15 protein-coding genes are annotated in these 17,177 nt (G+C 50.6%); 9 read left to right on the top strand and 6 right to left on the bottom strand.

The features are described from left to right. Nucleotides 1-217: 217 nt before the first annotated feature. Nucleotides 218-673: a hypothetical protein gene (locus tag BUE76_RS16740; RefSeq protein ID WP_073042935.1), complete on the top strand. Its 456-nt coding sequence runs from the start codon at nucleotides 218-220 to the stop codon at nucleotides 671-673. A gap of 18 nt (nucleotides 674-691) precedes the next feature. Here the strand turns inward: BUE76_RS16740 and BUE76_RS16735 are convergent, their stop codons facing one another. The 3 genes from BUE76_RS16735 to BUE76_RS16720 all read right to left on the bottom strand — a co-directional run bounded on the left by BUE76_RS16735 (nucleotide 692) and on the right by BUE76_RS16720 (nucleotide 4,021). Next, nucleotides 692-2,020 (bottom strand): GAF domain-containing sensor histidine kinase, encoded by a 1,329-nt coding sequence (locus BUE76_RS16735; protein WP_158069988.1) that lies wholly within the window; start codon nucleotides 2,018-2,020, stop codon nucleotides 692-694. A 152-nt stretch (nucleotides 2,021-2,172) separates the two neighbouring features. After that, nucleotides 2,173-3,054: an alpha/beta fold hydrolase gene (locus BUE76_RS16730; RefSeq protein WP_073042931.1), complete on the bottom strand. Its 882-nt coding sequence runs from the start codon at nucleotides 3,052-3,054 to the stop codon at nucleotides 2,173-2,175. Nucleotides 3,055-3,226: 172 nt separating this feature from the next. Further along, on the bottom strand, nucleotides 3,227-4,021 hold the full coding sequence (locus BUE76_RS16720; RefSeq protein ID WP_073042928.1) for an MOSC domain-containing protein: 795 nt from the start codon (nucleotides 4,019-4,021) through the stop codon (nucleotides 3,227-3,229). A gap of 266 nt (nucleotides 4,022-4,287) precedes the next feature. On the opposite strand from BUE76_RS16720, the gene BUE76_RS16715 reads away from it, so the two are divergent. The 3 genes from BUE76_RS16715 (at nucleotide 4,288) to BUE76_RS16700 (ending at nucleotide 10,206) form a co-directional block, all read left to right on the top strand. Continuing rightward, nucleotides 4,288-7,014: an alpha-L-rhamnosidase gene (locus tag BUE76_RS16715; RefSeq protein WP_073042926.1), complete on the top strand. Its 2,727-nt coding sequence runs from the start codon at nucleotides 4,288-4,290 to the stop codon at nucleotides 7,012-7,014. A gap of 227 nt (nucleotides 7,015-7,241) precedes the next feature. After that, a complete protein-coding gene (locus BUE76_RS16705) occupies nucleotides 7,242-9,653 on the top strand; it encodes an alpha-L-rhamnosidase-related protein (RefSeq protein ID WP_073042922.1) in 2,412 nt (803 codons plus the stop codon). Between the two features lie 64 nt (nucleotides 9,654-9,717). Then, the gene (locus tag BUE76_RS16700) at nucleotides 9,718-10,206 is read left to right on the top strand and encodes a hemerythrin domain-containing protein (protein ID WP_073042920.1); all 489 of its coding nucleotides are present in this window, start codon (nucleotides 9,718-9,720) and stop codon (nucleotides 10,204-10,206) included. A 63-nt stretch (nucleotides 10,207-10,269) separates the two neighbouring features. On the opposite strand, the gene rpe is transcribed toward BUE76_RS16700, so the two are convergent. Further along, nucleotides 10,270-10,920 (bottom strand): ribulose-phosphate 3-epimerase, encoded by a 651-nt coding sequence (rpe, locus tag BUE76_RS16695; RefSeq protein ID WP_073042918.1) that lies wholly within the window; start codon nucleotides 10,918-10,920, stop codon nucleotides 10,270-10,272. Nucleotides 10,921-11,135: 215 nt separating this feature from the next. Beyond that, nucleotides 11,136-12,110 (bottom strand): tetratricopeptide repeat protein, encoded by a 975-nt coding sequence (locus BUE76_RS16690; RefSeq protein WP_073042916.1) that lies wholly within the window; start codon nucleotides 12,108-12,110, stop codon nucleotides 11,136-11,138. Nucleotides 12,111-12,203: 93 nt separating this feature from the next. Between BUE76_RS16690 and BUE76_RS16685 the strand changes: the two genes are divergently transcribed. Together BUE76_RS16685 and BUE76_RS16680 are read left to right on the top strand one after the other, a co-directional pair. Further along, the gene (locus BUE76_RS16685) at nucleotides 12,204-13,292 is read left to right on the top strand and encodes a TolB family protein (protein WP_073043154.1); all 1,089 of its coding nucleotides are present in this window, start codon (nucleotides 12,204-12,206) and stop codon (nucleotides 13,290-13,292) included. 227 nt (nucleotides 13,293-13,519) lie between these two features. Beyond that, the gene (locus BUE76_RS16680) at nucleotides 13,520-13,978 is read left to right on the top strand and encodes a hypothetical protein (RefSeq protein WP_073042914.1); all 459 of its coding nucleotides are present in this window, start codon (nucleotides 13,520-13,522) and stop codon (nucleotides 13,976-13,978) included. A gap of 233 nt (nucleotides 13,979-14,211) precedes the next feature. Here BUE76_RS16680 and BUE76_RS16675 read toward each other — a convergent pair whose 3' ends face one another. Continuing rightward, nucleotides 14,212-14,718 (bottom strand): metallophosphoesterase family protein, encoded by a 507-nt coding sequence (locus tag BUE76_RS16675; RefSeq protein ID WP_073042912.1) that lies wholly within the window; start codon nucleotides 14,716-14,718, stop codon nucleotides 14,212-14,214. Between the two features lie 238 nt (nucleotides 14,719-14,956). Here BUE76_RS16675 and BUE76_RS16670 point away from each other — a divergent pair, with 238 nt between their 5' ends. From BUE76_RS16670 to BUE76_RS16660, 3 genes are all read left to right on the top strand, one after another. Then, on the top strand, nucleotides 14,957-15,139 hold the full coding sequence (locus BUE76_RS16670; protein ID WP_073042911.1) for a hypothetical protein: 183 nt from the start codon (nucleotides 14,957-14,959) through the stop codon (nucleotides 15,137-15,139). A gap of 268 nt (nucleotides 15,140-15,407) precedes the next feature. Further along, on the top strand, nucleotides 15,408-16,565 hold the full coding sequence (locus BUE76_RS16665; RefSeq protein ID WP_073042909.1) for a homogentisate 1,2-dioxygenase: 1,158 nt from the start codon (nucleotides 15,408-15,410) through the stop codon (nucleotides 16,563-16,565). Nucleotides 16,566-16,698: 133 nt separating this feature from the next. Further along, nucleotides 16,699-17,103 carry a hypothetical protein gene (locus tag BUE76_RS16660; protein ID WP_073042907.1) on the top strand — a complete coding sequence of 135 codons (405 nt, stop codon included), beginning with the start codon at nucleotides 16,699-16,701 and terminating at the stop codon, nucleotides 17,101-17,103. Nucleotides 17,104-17,177: the final 74 nt, after the last annotated feature.

Here is a 17,177-nt window from a genome sequence, read left to right as displayed (position 1 = left end):
GCTGGTAGAGCACAACCTTGCCAAGGTTGGGGTCGCGGGTTCGAATCTCGTCTTCCGCTCAGATAAAAAGCCATCTCATTTGAGGTGGCTTTTTCTTTGCCCATGCTTTTGGTTTGATTGCAATAACAGGGTCTTCACCTTACTACTCTTTATAAATTCAGGTTTTCCGTGCAACGGATCTGTCAAGTAGCATGTCAGTGTTTAATAAATTACGGAAATGACGCACAAGCTTATAATTAATTCACTGGCTGCACTGTTTCTTCTGGCAGGTTGCCATAAACCAGGCGATACTTCCAACACCGGAAATCATGCGGTGGAAAAGAAACAGATTACCAGCCTGGAAGGGGAATGGGAACTCAGGGTTATTTACGGCGGCATGCTGCCACAAGGAAGCGGTCCCAACCTGCAACCCGGTACTGGTAACCGCTGGAAATTTACTGCCGATACTTACCAGATGATTCCCAAAGACGGCCCGGTGACTACTGGAACTTACAGCCGCCTTAAAGACAGCTCCCTCCAAACCAACCGGATGATGGATGCCATCCTTTTAAAGGACGCCGGCAATGCTATCGTCCATTATGAATTCAATATAGATACCCTAATCCTGTATTCGGGTATGATAGCCGCCGATGGTACCATTCAGAAATACGTACCGGTAAACAGGGTTCAATAAAGTGCAGATGTTGGCCATTTATATTGCAGCCATTTCAGGTACTGCCGTAGCCATCCTTGCCGAAGTATTGGGTAGTACTACATGAAAGCAAGTGCCCTGACCGGGAATGCTGGTAGCGTAAATATTGCCGCTATGGTTTTGCACCACTTTGCGGCATAATGCAAGGCCAATGCCATTGCCACTATATTCGGTGCGGTTGTGCAGTCGTTGGAAGATCGTGAATATTTTATCGTGGTACTGCATGTCGAACCCAATACCATTATCAGCTATTGTAATTTCAAACCCTTTATTGCCTGTATTGCCGTCTTCAACTTCTTTTACCTGGATAGCAATCTCGGGTGTTGTGTTGGGCCTGCGGTATTTCAGGGCATTATTCAGCAGGTTATAAAATAGTTGGTGCATCTGCAAGGGAATGGCCGGCAGGGTAGGTAAGGTTGCGGCGTTGATCCGTGCATTTTGTTGCCTTATCTGCAGTTCCAGGTCGCTGGTAACGGCAACCAGCACTTCATTGAGGTCCACCAGTTCAAAACTTTCTGCTTTCGACAGCCCCGCAAAATGCAGCAGGTCTTTTAGCGAACCACTCATGCGCTCGGTGGACTCCATGATCTTGCGGTGTGCTTCCTGTGTACGTTCGCTCCAGTTTAGCCCTTCATTTTCGGCAATCAGGCTTGAATAAATACGGATTTTGCGCAGCGGCTCCTGCAGGTCGTGGCTGCTTACATAGGCAAACTGTTCCAGTTCGGCATTTGTTTTTTGCAAAGCTTCGTTGGCCCTTTGTAGTTCAGCTGTGCGGGCTGCTACCATGGCCTCCAGTTCCACACCTTGTGCGCGGGCTGCAAGCCTGATTTCTATTTCGTGTTGCACCAACTGTGCAAAGCGCTCCAGCAACAGGGTTTGTTCTGTTGTAAAATTCCGGGGCGTGGTATCACATACGCATACGGTGCCAATGCGTAAACCTTCCGGTGTAGTTAGGGGCGCCCCTGCATAAAAGCGGAGGCCGCCTTCCCCTTTTATAAACCGGCCTTCCGTGAGGTAAGGAACATCTAGCGTATTGGTGAAAATGGTGGGCTGTGGTTGTAAAATGGCAATGGAGCAAAGGCTATCGTTGCGGTCTACCTGGGGCAGGTTAAAAGGGCCCACTTTTGCTTTATAAAAAACCTGCTCTTTATCTACCAGGGATATAAAGGCCATGGGCATATCAAATACAACGGCCATGATGCGGGTGATATTGTCAAACACTTCTTCCGGGTCGGAATAGATGATCTGGTACCGGTGTAGTGCCGCCAATCGTTGGGCATCATTGGCTGGAATAAGGTCGGGACCACTGGCTATGTTGTCCGGAATCATAAGCATGTTTTTTGCGGATTGGTGGGGCGGTGGTGAAAATAATGGCAAGGCTTTGCTTATGCAAACAAGCAGGCAAAAAGCAGGAACATGCAACCATCTGGATAATAATAGCCGGCAGCCAGGGGCTACCGGCTTAACCAATATACTGGAATTTATCCGCTGATGCGTTGTTGCGTGGAGGCAGCAGCAGTTGTTGCGTGCTTGCTGCAAAACCCAATCAGGTCAGCGTTCAGTCTTTCGCGATGCGTATAGAACAGGCCATGTGGTGCATCTTCATACACGATGTATTCAGCACCGGCAATCATTTGTGCCGTCCTGTTGCTGCTTGCTTCAATGGGTACCGTTTTATCCGCATCACCATGAATGATCAGGGTTGGTACCTTGATATTTTGTATATCGTTGCGGAAATCTGTTTGGGCAAAAGCAATGGCACATTGCTGGGTAGCACGGGGAAGGGCCACCGATGCCAGGCTGCGATAATATTCAAGCAGGGGCGTACTTACCGGGTGGTTAATCAGGCTTACGCCAAAAAACTTCTTACCAAAATCGTCCAAGAAACCGATGCGGTCCTTTTTCATTTCGGTCATCATCTCGGCAAACACCGACTCGTCCACACCATCGGGATTGTCGGCGGTTTTGAGCATATAAGGAGTAACAGCACTCACCAGTACCAGTCCCGAAACCCTGTCGGTGCCATAACGGCTGATATAGCGAACAGCCTCGCCGCCCCCCATGGAAAAGCCGACCAGTACTGCATCGCGAAGGTCCAGTTGTTCCAACAAGGCATGCAGGTCCTCGGTAAGCGTGTCGTAGTCGTAGCCATCCCAGGGTTTGTCGGATTTGCCAAAACCGCGGCGGTCGTATTTTACCACCCGCAGGCCGGCATTCACCAGGTCGTCGATCTGGTATTCCCACATGTCTTTACTGAGTGGCCATCCATGGATGAGTACTACTGGGCGGCCCTGCCCATAATCTTTGTAGGAGATTTGTACCTCCTCGCCGCTGGCGGCGTCTTTCAATTTAATGAATTTCATTGTTTGCACTTTGGTGCAGGCGCATCAAGAATCGAACCGACATCAGGCAGGAAGGCAGCTTCAGTTTAGTGCCCTGTTTTTTAAGCTATTACAAAAAAGAGGGGTTGAAACAAGGCTTGCCAAGGAAAAAAGATGGTTGAGGCATGCAAACCCCGAAAAGAACTCAATACAGCTATAAAATGGAAACTTCCTGCCCTACGGCGATGGTGCCGCTTCCGCTGTGTAACAGGTTCTGGCCAAACATGATCTTGTTGCCTGCCTGCCGGTAGGTGGACAGGGTCTTCAATGGTTCCTTGCTCATGGCCAGGTTGTCCTGGTTGATGGTGGTAACCACGCAGCGTCCGCAAAGTTTTACGCCAAAAAAGTTGAGGCCATTGATCTGAAAATGCTGCCAGCCATCTTCCGCATAGGGCTCGCTGCCGCTCACCACGATGTTGGGCCGGAACCGGTTCATGGGCACTGGTTGTTCCAGGCGGTTATTGAGGTCGTCAAGTGAGGCCTGGCTTATGAGCAGGAAAGGGTAACCGTCGGAAAAAGAAGTGACCTCCCCGTTGTGTGCATACGCCGTTTCAACGGCTATGGGTGCTTCATCGGGCATATACACCAGGCGGCATTCCAGCGCTAGCTGTTCCGAAAACCAGGTGCTTGCCTCCGGGCTTACTTCAATTCCTATGCAGCGGTTATCCCAAACAGTTACTGCAAGGGTGTTGTTTGTTTGTGGTACAAAAGGCAAGAGGATTTGTGCTTTGCTTTGCTTGTGGGTAACCTGTATGCCACCACCGGTAAGTGCTGTTTGCAACAGCGCCATTGCGGGCAGGCTGCGTTGCGACAAGAAGTTTCCGGCTTTATCCACCAGCATCCAACGCCGGTCGTGCTGCAGACCACGATCTGTTACAAGGGCCTGGTCTACTGCGAAACCACCCAAGGATTTGATGGGGTAAATATAAAGGGCACTTACTTGGAGCATGGGGCAAAAGTAACCCGTGATAAGTAGGATTTGTAAAGGATTAATAGGAAGTATAAGCCGCACCGGGCATGCATTGTTTTACGGGGTGGTAGGTATTGGTACTCTGTACTCCTAGCATTGATGGAGTAGCCTGAACTTATCAACGCGGGAACATGCAGGGGCAAAAGCACCTCCTGGCTTTGAGTTTTCAACCATCACAGTGCATCATGGCAGCCCGCAAATAGATGCTTATATTCATGCAACTGTACACTCCACGATTATTTGCCATGAAAAAAATCTTCCTGCTCCCACTTGGGCTGGCCCTTTCCATGTGCGCGACGGCACAGGTTGCAACCGGCCGCCTGCTTACCGAAAACCAACCCCATCCTGTTGGATTAGATGTACGCCAGCCCCGCTTTACCTGGCAGCTTGTGAGCGACAAGCGCAATGTGCTGCAAACCGCTTATGAACTCCAGGTACTGGAAGATGGCGGTGGTAAAGTATGGAGCACCGGTAAAATAGCCTCCCTGCAAAGTGTGCTGGTGCCCTACCGGGGGCCCGCCCTGGAATCGGGTAAAGCCTACCGCTGGCAGGTAAGGGTTTGGGACAATAGCGGCAAAGCCTCGGCCTGGAGCCAGCCGGCCCTGTGGCAAATGGGCCTGCTTCAGCCTGCCGACTGGAAGGCACAATGGATAGAGCCCGGCTTTGCAGAAGAACCTTCCCGGCCAAGCCCGCTGATGCGCAAGGAATTCAGCACCGGCAAAAAGATAGCCCGGGCCACCGCCTATATCACGGCGCACGGTATGTACGATGCGCAGATCAATGGCAAGCGGGTAGGAGATGCTTACCTCACGCCGGGATGGACGGCCTACCAAAAAAGGTTGCAATACCAGGTGTATGATGTCACCTCGCTTTTGCAACAGGGCCGCAACGCCATCGGCGTTTCCCTTGGAAGCGGTTGGTACCGTGGCATCATTGGTTTTTCCAACAACAGTAATGTGTACGGCAAAGACATCGCCCTGCTGATGCAATTGGATATCCGCTATGCCGACGGCAGTACTGAAACAATAGTCACGGATGATACCTGGAAGTCCAGTACCGGCGCCATCCGCTATGCGGAGATCTATAATGGTGAAAAGGTAGACAACCGAATGGCAAAAGAAGGTTGGAGCCTTCCCGGTTTTAAGGATGCCGATTGGAGTGGTGTAAAGGTGGGCAACCACAGCAAAGATGTGCTGGTGGCTACCTACAACGAGCCGGTGCGCAAAAAAGAAGTGTTTGCACCCCAGCGCATTTTTACCACGCCCTCCGGTGAAAAGGTGATTGATTTCGGGCAAAACCTTGTAGGCTGGGTTCAACTTAAAGCAAGCGGCAAAAGTGGCGACCAGATCGTTTTATCGCATGCCGAAATACTGGACAAGACCGGTAATTTTTACACCACCAACCTGCGGGCCGCACATGCCCGCGACACCTTTATCCTGCGGGGCAATGGTGTGGAAACCTACGAGCCCACCTTTACCTGGCATGGCTTCCGTTACCTCAGAGTAGAGGGTTATCCCGGTGAGCTGAAACCGGAGAACTTCAAGGCCGTGGTGCTCTATTCCGACATGGCACCCACAGGCACCTTCACTTCTTCCAATAGCCTGGTGAACCAGCTGCAGCAAAATATTCAATGGGGACAAAAAGGCAATTTCCTGGACGTGCCCACCGATTGCCCCCAGCGCGATGAGCGCCTGGGCTGGACCGGCGATGCGCAGGTGTTCAGCCGGACGGCCATGTTCAACATGAATGTGCATCCCTTTTTTACCAAGTGGCTCAAGGATGTGGAGGCCGATCAGGTGGCTGGCAGTGTGCCTTTTGTAGTACCCAATGTGATTGGTGCCGGTGCCCTGGGCTCGGCGGGCTGGGCTGATGTGGCCACCGTTGTGCCCTGGAACCTCTACCTCCATTACGGCGATACGGGTGTGCTGGCAGCCCAGTACAACAGTATGAAAGCATGGGTGGAATTTATGCGGGGCAAAAGCAAGGACAATCTTTGGAATACCGGTTTTCATTTCGGCGACTGGCTGTTTTACCGACCCGATGATGACAACGATGGCCGGGCCGCGGTAACCGACAAATACCTGATTGCACAGTGCTTTTACGCCCATTCCACCCAGCTGCTGATCAATGCTGCTACAGTGTTGGGCAAACAGGATGAAGCGGCGGCTTATACCAGCCTACTCCAAAACATCAAAGATGCTTTCCGGAAAGAGTACATGAGTGCTTCCGGCCGGCTGGTATCGGGTACGCAAACGGCCTATGTGCTGGCCTTGCATTTTGACATGCTGCCCGAAGAGTTGCGTGCCGCTACTGCCCAACGGTTGGCAGATAATGTAAAAAGTTATGGGCACCTCACTACCGGCTTCCTGGGTACGCCTTACCTCTGCGAGGTATTGTCGCGGTTTGGATTTACCGACCAGGCTTACAACCTCCTGCAACGCGAGCAATATCCCTCCTGGCTCTACCCGGTGAAGATGGGTGCTACCACCATCTGGGAGCGTTGGGATGGACAAAAGCCGGACAGCAGTTTCCAAACACCCGGCATGAACTCCTTCAACCACTATGCTTATGGCGCCATCGGCGATTGGATGTACCGCACCATGGTGGGCCTTGATACTTACGAGGACGGTCCCGGTTACAAACACATACGGGTAAAACCCCTGCCCGGCGGCAGCTTTACACATGCCAGTGCCCGGATGGATACCTATTATGGTACTGTGGCGGCAGGTTGGAAAAAAGAAGCCGGCAACTTCCTGCTGGAAGTTCAGGTACCCGCCAATACCAGGGCATCGGTATTTGTGCCTGCGGCAACGGCAGGTGAAGTAAAAGAAAACGGGGTGATGGTAACAGGCGCCAAAGACATCGAAGTAAGAGGCAGCTCCAACGGGTATGTTGAATTGCAGGTAGGCTCGGGCAAGTACCAGTTTAGTGCACCACTTCCTGCCAATGCCACCACAAAGGCTAGCAATTAAACACTGCGTTTGATTCTCACAGATAACACAGATCTTTCTTGAAAACAATCACCAGTTTATCTCTGTCATCTTTGAGAAATAATCCCGCCTCGCTACTTATTTTAGTTTGTGTGAAAGATAATTGATAGGCAGGTTTGGCGGATGTTTTCCCGGGTCCTGTATGTAGGCAATCATCCGTGTTATCTGTGGCATCTGTGAGAACTTTGTCAATCCCTTCCGGCAAAACCATGAAGTACTTAACCTTAATCACCTTACTGTTCCTAAGCAGGTTTTTGTGTGCCCAGGGTCTGCCCGATCATCTGTGGCTTAAACCCTGGAATGCCTCCTGGATTGAAGCCCAGAGTACCGACCCCAAGGCTTATGGGGTTTACAAATTCCGCAAGACATTTTCCCTGCCCAATAAGCCGGCAAAGTTCGCAGTGCATGTGTCGGGCGACAACCGGTATAAACTTTATGCAAACGGCCAATTGGTTTCACTTGGGCCAGCCCGGGGGGACCTCTATTTCTGGAATTTCGAAACCGTTGACCTCGCTCCATACCTGAAGGCAGGCAACAATGTGCTGGCTGCCGTGGTGTGGAACGATGGTCCGCAAAAGCCGGAAGCACAGATTTCTTACCGAACCGGTTTTATCCTGCAGGCAAACGACACCTTGCATGCAGTTGTAAATACCGACACCACCTGGCGGGCCACCAGGGATAGCAGCTACGCACCACGCCGGGTTTCTGTTCCGGGTTATTATGTAGCCGGTCCCGCCGAACAGGTTCAGATGGACCGTTACATCAGCAACTGGGAGCAGCCCGGTTATTCCGATGTAGGGTGGGCGCCTGCCCGCAATATCTGGAAGGGCCTGACGAAGGGTGCGTCCATGGATGCCCGGGGCTGGATGCTGGTGCCTTCACCCATCCCGCAAATGGAAATGAGTACCCAGCGGCTGGCTGCCCTGCGCAGGAGCGATAGCACCACCATTTCCGGTAATTTTCCTGCCCAAAAAGGAACGGCTACCATTCCTGCAAATACAAGCGCCATACTGTTGCTGGACAATGGCACTTTGACCAATGCCTATCCTTCGCTGGTGTTCAGCGGGGGCAAGGGTGCCAGTATCGGCATGGCTTACGCCGAGGGGCTTTATGCAAAGCCTCAAAATGCAACTTCCATTTGGGCCTACCGAAACAAAGGCAACCGCAACGAGGTGGACGGGAAAGTATTTGTAGGCAAAAAAGACAGCATCATTTCCAGCGGAGCGCAGGGACAGCAGTACACCGCCTTGTGGTGGCGCACCTACCGCTATATACAGGTGGAGGTGCAAACAAAAGAGGAGCCGCTGGTGATTGAAGATGTATACGGCACCTTTACCGGTTACCCGTTTATAAAGCTTGCCCAAGTGCAGGGCGACGACCCCGACCTGCCGCAACTGATGGACATAGGCTGGCGCACGGCAAGACTCTGTGCCGTTGAAACCTACATGGACTGCCCATACTACGAACAGCTCCAATATATTGGCGATGCCCGTATCCAGGCCCTTGTTACGTTGTATAATACAGCTGATGATGCAATGGTAAAGCAGGCCCTCGACCTGATGGATCATTCGCGAATTGCAGAAGGTATCACCCTTAGTAGGTATCCTACCGACCTGCACCAGCAGATTCCTACTTTCTCCCTTTGGTACATTGGTATGCTCCATGATTACTGGCGCTATCGCCCCGACAGTGCATTTGTGCAGCAAAAGCTCAATGGCGTACGCAGCATTCTCCAATTTTTTGAGCAGTATCAGCAAGGTGATGGGTCTTTGAAAAATGTGCCCTACTGGATCTTCACCGATTGGGTACCCCAATGGCCCAGGGGCAATGCTCCCCTCAGTAAAAGCGGTACCTCTTCGGTGCTGGATATGCAATTGGCCTGGACCTATGATGTAGCTGCCGAACTGGAAGAAGCATTGGGTGCAAAAGAGCTGGCTACCCGCTATCGCAAACGTTCGGCGCAATTGAAGCAAACCGTGCAGCGTAAATATTGGGATGCTACCCGTGGGCTTTATGCCGATACGGAAGAAAAGGACAGATTTTCGCAACACGCCAATACCCTGGCCATCCTATCCGGGATTGCGCCTAAGACGGGGATGAAGGAGCTGGCCACCCGTATGCTGGCTGATACCAGCCTGGCTGCTGCTTCTATCTATTTTAAATACTACCTGCACCTGGCCGGTGTAAAGGCCGGGTTGGGTAACAGGTATCTTACCTGGCTGGACAAGTGGCGCGAAAATATCCGTATGGGACTTACCACCTGGGCCGAAATGTCGGACGTGAGTGCCTCCCGGTCGGATTGCCATGCCTGGGGTTCCAGTCCCAATATCGAGTTGTACCGCATTGTGCTGGGTATCGATAGCGATGCGCCTGGTTTCCGAAGGGTAAAAGTGGAACCACACCTCGGCAGCCTAAAGGAAATCAGCGGCACCATGCCCCACCCGGCAGGCGCCATCAGTGCAGCCTACCGCCAATCGGGTGGCACCTGGCTGGCCGATATCCAACTGCCGAAAGGTGTACCCGGTGTGCTGGTATGGCAGGGCAAACGTTATCCACTTAAAGGGGGCGCAAATAAGCTGCAGTTACCCGCTTCAGATGCTGCCTTTCTAAGCCAAAAATGACTTAAATCGGGTCGGGATTGATGCCGGTCATGATGCAGCGACAGCCGGACAGTACCTTTGCGGCATGCCAACCGTAGTAACACCAATAAAGCGTAGCAAGGAACTGGCGCCGCTGAGCCGCGAGCACCACGAAGGATTGTTGTTTGTGTTTAAAATCAGGCAGGGACTGAAAATGGGTATTTCAAAAGAACGGATGGGCCGCTTTTGCACCTGGAGCTGGGCCAGCCATTTTGCAGCTCACTTTCAAAAAGAGGAAGCCGAACTGATACCCATTCTGGGCGAGTGTCACCCAATGATTGAGAAAATGTTGGAAGAGCACGAGGCCATTGCCGACAAGTTTGCCGAAATGATGCGCAAACCCACGCTGCCTGGCTTGGAAAGGTTGGCGCAGATCCTCAACTATCATATTCGCTTTGAAGAACGGCAGTTGTTTCCTTTGGTAGAACAAATGGCCACAAAAGTCCAATTGGTTGCTTTAGGAGAAGCCCTGGCCGATGAAATGCCGGCTTGTGGTGGCTGGCGCGATGCGTTTTGGGTGGCACCTAAGTTTTAAAGATAGTAACACCTGACAGGTTTTTACAACCTGTCAGGTGTTACTATCTTTAGGTGTTTAAAATTATTTAGCAGCCTTCAACGCCTTTATAGCTGCAAAAGGATCTTCAGCCCTGAATACGGTACTGCCTGCCACCAGCACATCTACGCCGGCCTGCACCAATGCAGGGGCATTCTCTATGGTTACGCCGCCATCAACTTCAATTAAGGTAGACAGCTTAGCATCATCGATCATCCTGCGCAGGGTGCTGATCTTCTCTAAAGAGCGCTCAATAAATTTCTGACCACCAAAACCGGGGTTCACACTCATGATGAGCACCAGGTCAAGGTCGCCGATGATGTCTTCCAGCAGGTCAACCGGCGTGTGTGGGTTGAGCGCCACGCCTGCTTTCATACCCAGTGATTTTATCTGTTGCACATTTCGGTGCAGGTGGGTGCAAGCTTCGTAATGAACAGAGAGAACGTCGGCACCAGCTTTCTTAAAATCTTCCGCGTAGCGTTCCGGTTGTTGCACCATCAGGTGAACATCGAGGGTTTTGGTGGCTGCCTTGTTGATGAACTCAATTACGGGCTGGCCGTACGAAATATTGGGTACAAAATTTCCGTCCATTACATCCAGGTGAAACCAATCGGCTTCACTTTCATTCACCATTTTGCAGGCATCGGCCAGGTGCAGGAAATCGGCGGCGAGTAGGGAAGGCGCAACAAGCGGCATATATGCTTTTAGATTTGAAATTTGAATTGTTTAGGCTTTCTATTTTATTGCCCTAAGTATACATTGCGGCAAGGAATGATAGGGTTGGCTTTCTTTTACAAAAACAAAAAAGGTCCTAGCTAGCCAGATACTAACAGTGCTTAAAGGCCTTTTGAAAATTGACCTTTCACGTTTGCCGTTCCACGATCCCTGGTCACTTGCAGCCCCGATCACTTTCATATTTTATCTGCAGCATCTTTGGCTTCGGCCAGGCTTTTATCAAGGCTGTAGGCACGAAGATAGTGCTCCTTGGCTTGTGCATTTTGTTGCTGCGCCTGCGCCACTTTGCCCAGCCAGAAATATGCATCACCATAAGCAGGTGAAATGGTCAGCACCAGTTCAAAAGTTTTTTGCGCAGCTGCATACTGTTTGCCTTCGTATTGCAACACACCCTTGTCCATATGTGCGTCCAGGAAATTGTAGTCGCGGCGAATGGCTTCATCAAACTGTTGCAACGCAGCAGTGCGGTTTCCGGTAGTGCTGTAGTAAACACCTTTAAAGTAAAAGGGCTCGGCATGTCGCTGCGCCGAGTCGGCCTGGATCAGCGAATCGGAAAGCGCAAGGGCTTTGGGGTTTTTTGCCTGTGCATACCCAAAAGCAAGGTTGTGTACCAGTTCTGCATCAAAGGGTGCATATTGGTAAGCCTGTTCCAGGGTCGCCAAAGCCTCGGCATCCTTCTGCTGCGCTTTCAGCAGGTCCGATTTAAGTACCAGTGCATCCAACTGGTTGGGATATTCATGAATAATGCCATTGCAGATAGCTATAGCCTTATCGTATTCTTTGCGCTGTTGAAATCCGCGAGCCAGGCTGATTTTAAGTACCAGGCTTTCGGGTACTTTCTTTACGGCCTCTTGCAGGAAGGCAATGGCTGAATCATTGTTGCGGCCAATGAGAAATCGGGCGGCACCGATGGCATTATCTTCATTGGGTTGCAGTTCGAAAGCTTTACGGAAATCCTTTTCAGCCAGTGCGTCCTGTTGGTTTTGGAGCAGCAGGGTAGCCCTGTGTTCGTACAAGCCGGCATTGCGAGGCTGTTGGCCAATGCTGTCGGTGAGTGCAGCAAATGGTTGTTGTTGCAGCAAAGCATCTTCAGCCGAAGGGCTACAGGCGGCAATAGGCAGGAGCAAAAAGCAAAGTTGCCAGGGTTTCATGGAGGGCAAAGCTAGGGGCTATTGCAGGTATTTTACTTTCCTGTGAACAATGACCAATGGGTGAACTGTTATTTTCGCATCCACTTAACAGCCATGAAAAGAGTCTTGCCACAAATAAAACCGGGTTTGATAGCGATTGTAATTTTTTGCAGCCAGCTTGTCTTTGCGCAGTCTGCCGATACCCTTCTTTACCCCGAGGAAACGCATTTCCGGAACATACAGCAGCTGACTTTCGGCGGCGATAATGCCGAAGCCTATTGGAGTTACGATGGAAAGAGGGTGGTGTTTCAGCGTACCAGCATTAAGGATGGTGTGCCTTGCGACCAGATTTTCATGGGGCAGCTGCCGCAGAACGGTGAACCCTTCCGGTATAAAATGGTCAGCCCGGGCAAAGGCCGTACTACCTGCGCTTTTTTTACCAGCGATAATACCCATATCATTTATGCATCCACTCACCTGGGTGCCGATACCTGTCCGCCACCGGTAGACCGTGCCAAATGGGGCAACCGGTATATCTGGCCGCTATACGACAGCTACGATATATTCATTGCCGATACTTCGGGTAAAAACACTAGGAGGCTTACCAACACGCCTGGCTATGATGCCGAAGCAACGCTTTCGCCTGATGGCAAACAGATGGTCTTTACTTCTGTACGCGATGGTGACCTGGATCTTTATGTTTTAAATTTGGCCTCCGGAAAAACGAAACGCATTACAACCGCACTGGGGTATGATGGTGGTGCATGGTTCAGTCCCGATGGTAAACAACTGGTGTGGCGTGCCAGTCGGCCCAAAACACCTGAAGAAATAAAAGAATACAAAGAGTTGTTGAAGCAGGGGCTGGTGGCGCCTACAAAGATGGAAGTGTTTCTTGCAAATGCCGACGGCAGCAATGCCAAACAGATTACTTTCCTCGGGCAGGCCAACTGGGCGCCCAACTTTATGCCCGACGGGCGCATCATTTTTTGTTCCAACCACGAGTACCAGCGGGGTTTCCCTTTCAATATGTACACCATTAACACTGATGGCATCAACCTGCAAAAAGTAAGCAGGGACAAAGGCTTTGACGCCTTCCCCATGTTCAGTCCCGATGGCAAACGCATCCTGTTTGCCTCCAACCGAAATAATGGCGGTACAAGGGAAACAAATTTGTTTGTGGCAGATTGGGTGGAGGGTAATTAGCTGATTCGATAATATGCTAATGTGCTAAAGGGGCTTGTTGCAAATTCTATATTTGAATAGCAGTTTGATTTATTTGCAATAGGGTCGTTCAAAATAGGTAATTGTCACCAATCTGTTGCGCTATTCATCCTAAATGGCTTTTTTAGTTAGCACATTAGCATATTATCACATTAGCTCATTAGCTCCCTGTCCCCCTATCTTTGCCCAAACTTTAAACCAACTTAAGTATGTACACCGGAATGTTGCACCTGCATAGCTTTGGCCGATGGGTGGTGCTGGTATTGTTGCTGCTGGCCATCGCCAAACACCTCACTGCAGGTAACCGTGCCTACACGAAGGGCGATGCCAAAACCTCTTTGTTTTTGATGATTGCTTCCGATACCATGTTGCTGGTGGGTATTTACCTGTGGCTGGCTGGCCCCTGGGGTTTGCAGCTGATCCAGGCCAACGGCATGAGCGGAGCAATGGGTGATGCCGTGACGCGTTTTTATGCAGTAGAGCACCAGATCGGTATGATCCTGGGCATTGCCATGATCCATATCGGTAAAGCACAGGGAAAGAAAAGCATCCCGGACACTGCCAAGCACCGCCGCACTGCTATCTTCTACATCATAGCCCTGCTGATCATCCTTGTTTCTATTCCCTGGCCTTTCCGGGAAGTGGGCGCAGGCCGTGGATGGTTCTAACCGCACATGTTTATGATTTGAAATGATTTGTATGACTCCGCTTCGGAGTGTACTTATAATAACAAAAGCGCTCTTTGGGGCGCTTTTGTTATTATATCATGCTGATATAATTTTTGCTACAGAGGTAAGTTGCAGAAATGAAGCAAGTGCATTTTTATATCAGGATATGCACTATTGAATTGAAAGATAGTTGCTGAACCATAATTTATACAAATCATTCCCAATCATACAAATCAGCGGTTCAGGGTTCCTCTTTTCCCCAACTCCACCACCTCGCAATCTTTAATATTGTTGCCATCGATGGTAAAGCGCAGAAGGGTGCGCACCTGGTGCCAGCCATGGTTGCCTGCGGCCCCTGGGTTCATGTGGAGACACTGTTGCTTTTGGTCGAACATCACTTTGAGGATATGCGAATGGCCGCAGATAAAAAGACCGGTGGCTGTGGTGGCCAGTTCCTTGCGCACGGCTGGCGCATACTTGCCCGGGTAGCCGCCAATGTGGGTCATAAGCACCGAAATACCTTCACACTGCCAGCGCAAGGTTTCGGGAAATTGATGGCGGATGGTGCCATCGTCAATATTGCCATATACGCCGCGCAGGGGTTTGAAGTCCTGCAGTGGCTCCGCAACATCAGGCCCAAAATCGCCGGCATGCCACACTTCATCGCAGGCAGCAAAATGAGTAAAAACGGCAGGGTCTAAATAGCCATGCGTATCCGAAATCAATCCTATTCTAGTCATAAACAACTGCAAGTTAGGGCGACAGCAGCAGTCAGGCGTAATGGCGGCAAATAGTAGGCTCTAAAGCTGCAATTCCTCAAAATGTGGCATGTTTTGCTGACTACAGCCGGGCTGATGACAAGGCTGATAAATGGTGGTGCATTGATTATCAAAGCACATGTATTGTTTACTGTTGGGCTTGCCTTGTTGTGCCAATCAACTGGAACAATATGTGCACAGGTAAAGAAAACGAAAGGTTATGAGCATGATAGCAGAACAGGTAATTGCCAGCATCTCGGACAACCGCACCGGAACCGATAATACGCAAAGCAGCAATGCAGGAATCCAGCAGGTGGTGATTTGTGGTATGTGTGGTGCCATTGAAAAACCTTTAGGCCCCCACAAAACCGAGTGTCCCAACTGCGACGATTACATTTATTGATAGCCTTTTACACGGTTGCCCTTCCATCAAATTATTTGCTGTTTCAAACAGCCCCTATGGCGCCAAAGCAGCCCTGCTGCTTTGGCTTTTTTATGTACATTACAGTATGCCCTTTCATCGAAATTTTACCTACTGGATAGATAAGCGCTGCTGGAAATACGTATTCCTGCTCCTCACCCTCGAGCTGAATTTTTGATCTGGTGTGCCGAACCCTTGTATTCCGGTAATCAACTCATTATTCATTAATCATCTTTCATCCCAGCTTGCCATGCCCCACTATAATCAATGCGGACAAGTGCCGCATAAACGTCATACCCAGTTTCGTAAACCCGATGGTGGGTTATACTCCGAACAGCTGTTTTCCACGGAAGGCTTTTCCAACGATTACTCCATTTTATACCATGTGCATCCGCCTACACAGATCATTAAAACGGGCACCCCTGTATCGGTGCAGCCCCAGGTAGCGGAAGAAAAAATGCTCAGCCACCGCAGCTTTGAAGGGTTTAAAGTGGCGCCTGCCGCCGATTACCTACTGAGCCGGGTACCCGTACTGGTAAATAACGATGTACATATTTCACTGGCTGCGCCCCGGCAAAGCCTAACCGGGTACTTTTTCAAAAATGCCGATGCCGATGAGCTGCTTTTTGTACATGAAGGCAGTGGCAGGCTCACAACCGTTTATGGCGAGCTGGCCTTTGCCTATGGCGATTACCTCTGCATACCCCGGGGAACCATTTACCAGATCCATTTCGATACGCCTGACAACCGGCTGTTTATCGTGGAGTCGTTCAGCCCCATTCGTTTTCCAAAAAGGTACCAGAGCAGGTACGGACAGCTTTTGGAGCATGCCCCATTTTGCGAACGCGACATCCGTACGCCACAGAACCTGGCAACATTTGATGAACGGGGTGATTTCCTGATCCAAACCAAAAAGAAGGGGGTGCTCTATCCGCTGCACTATGGCACCCATCCTTTCGATGTGGTGGGTTGGGATGGTTGCTGTTACCCTTATGCCTTCAGCATCCACGATTTTGAACCCATCACGGGCCGGGTGCACCAGCCACCACCCGTGCACCAGACTTTTGAAGCAAACAATTTCGTGGTGTGCTCTTTTGTACCCCGCCTTTTCGATTATCATCCTCAGTCCATCCCTGCACCTTATAATCATAGCAATATCGACTCCGACGAGGTGCTTTATTATGTGGACGGCGATTTTATGAGCCGGAAAAATGTTACCCGCGGCATGATCACCCTGCACCCGGCGGGCATTCCGCATGGACCGCATCCCGGCACCGTAGAAAAAAGCATTGGGGCAAAGGAAACAAAGGAACTGGCCGTGATGGTGGACACTTTTCACCCGCTGATGCTAACCCGGCAGGCGCTTGAAATTGAAAATCCCGGCTATGTAATGAGCTGGGCAGAATAGGGGTTTGGTGATTCCTTCGATTGGCGAATTCCTTTAAACCACATTGCTCCAGCCAAAAACCCAAACGCCAAACCCTTAACCTCAAACGCCTTCTGGTTTAATTTTTTATATTCAAAAGAAAAAACCTTGAACCATGGTAAAACTGAAAGAACTGAAACCAGGCGACATTATGAAAGTGCTGGATGAAGGCGGTGTGGAAAGAGAAGGCGTGGTGATTGAGAAGAGCAACGACGAGCAGTTGGTCTGCGTAGACAACGGCATACAGGAGTTCTGGTACGAGCCTTCGCAACTGGTGCCCATCCCTATGAATGAAGCGCAACTGTTTAAACTGGGTTTTGAGCGTTCGGATACCGAGCAGGGTGCCAAGTACAGCCGCGGGCCCTTCCGCGTACTGGTTAAAGACCCGGGCAACTATACCAACCTGGAGATCTGGTACCGTGAGGACCACAGGCTGTTCAACCATCCCCTGTACGTGCACGAGCTGCAGAACCATTACCTGGAAATGACCAAGGTGCCGCTGGAAAGGACAACGGTTTAGGCCCTGATCTTGGGTTTAAAGTTCAAAGCCGGTATACCCATTTTAGCATTCATTTCAAACTTTGGGCGCTCCTC

The sequence above is a fragment of the Cnuella takakiae genome (genome assembly GCF_001953305.1).
GTDB classification, from domain to species: domain Bacteria; phylum Bacteroidota; class Bacteroidia; order Chitinophagales; family Chitinophagaceae; genus Flavisolibacter; species Flavisolibacter takakiae.
Note: the sequence above shows the minus strand (reverse complement) of the source record. Positions and strands in the feature narration are given on the sequence as shown.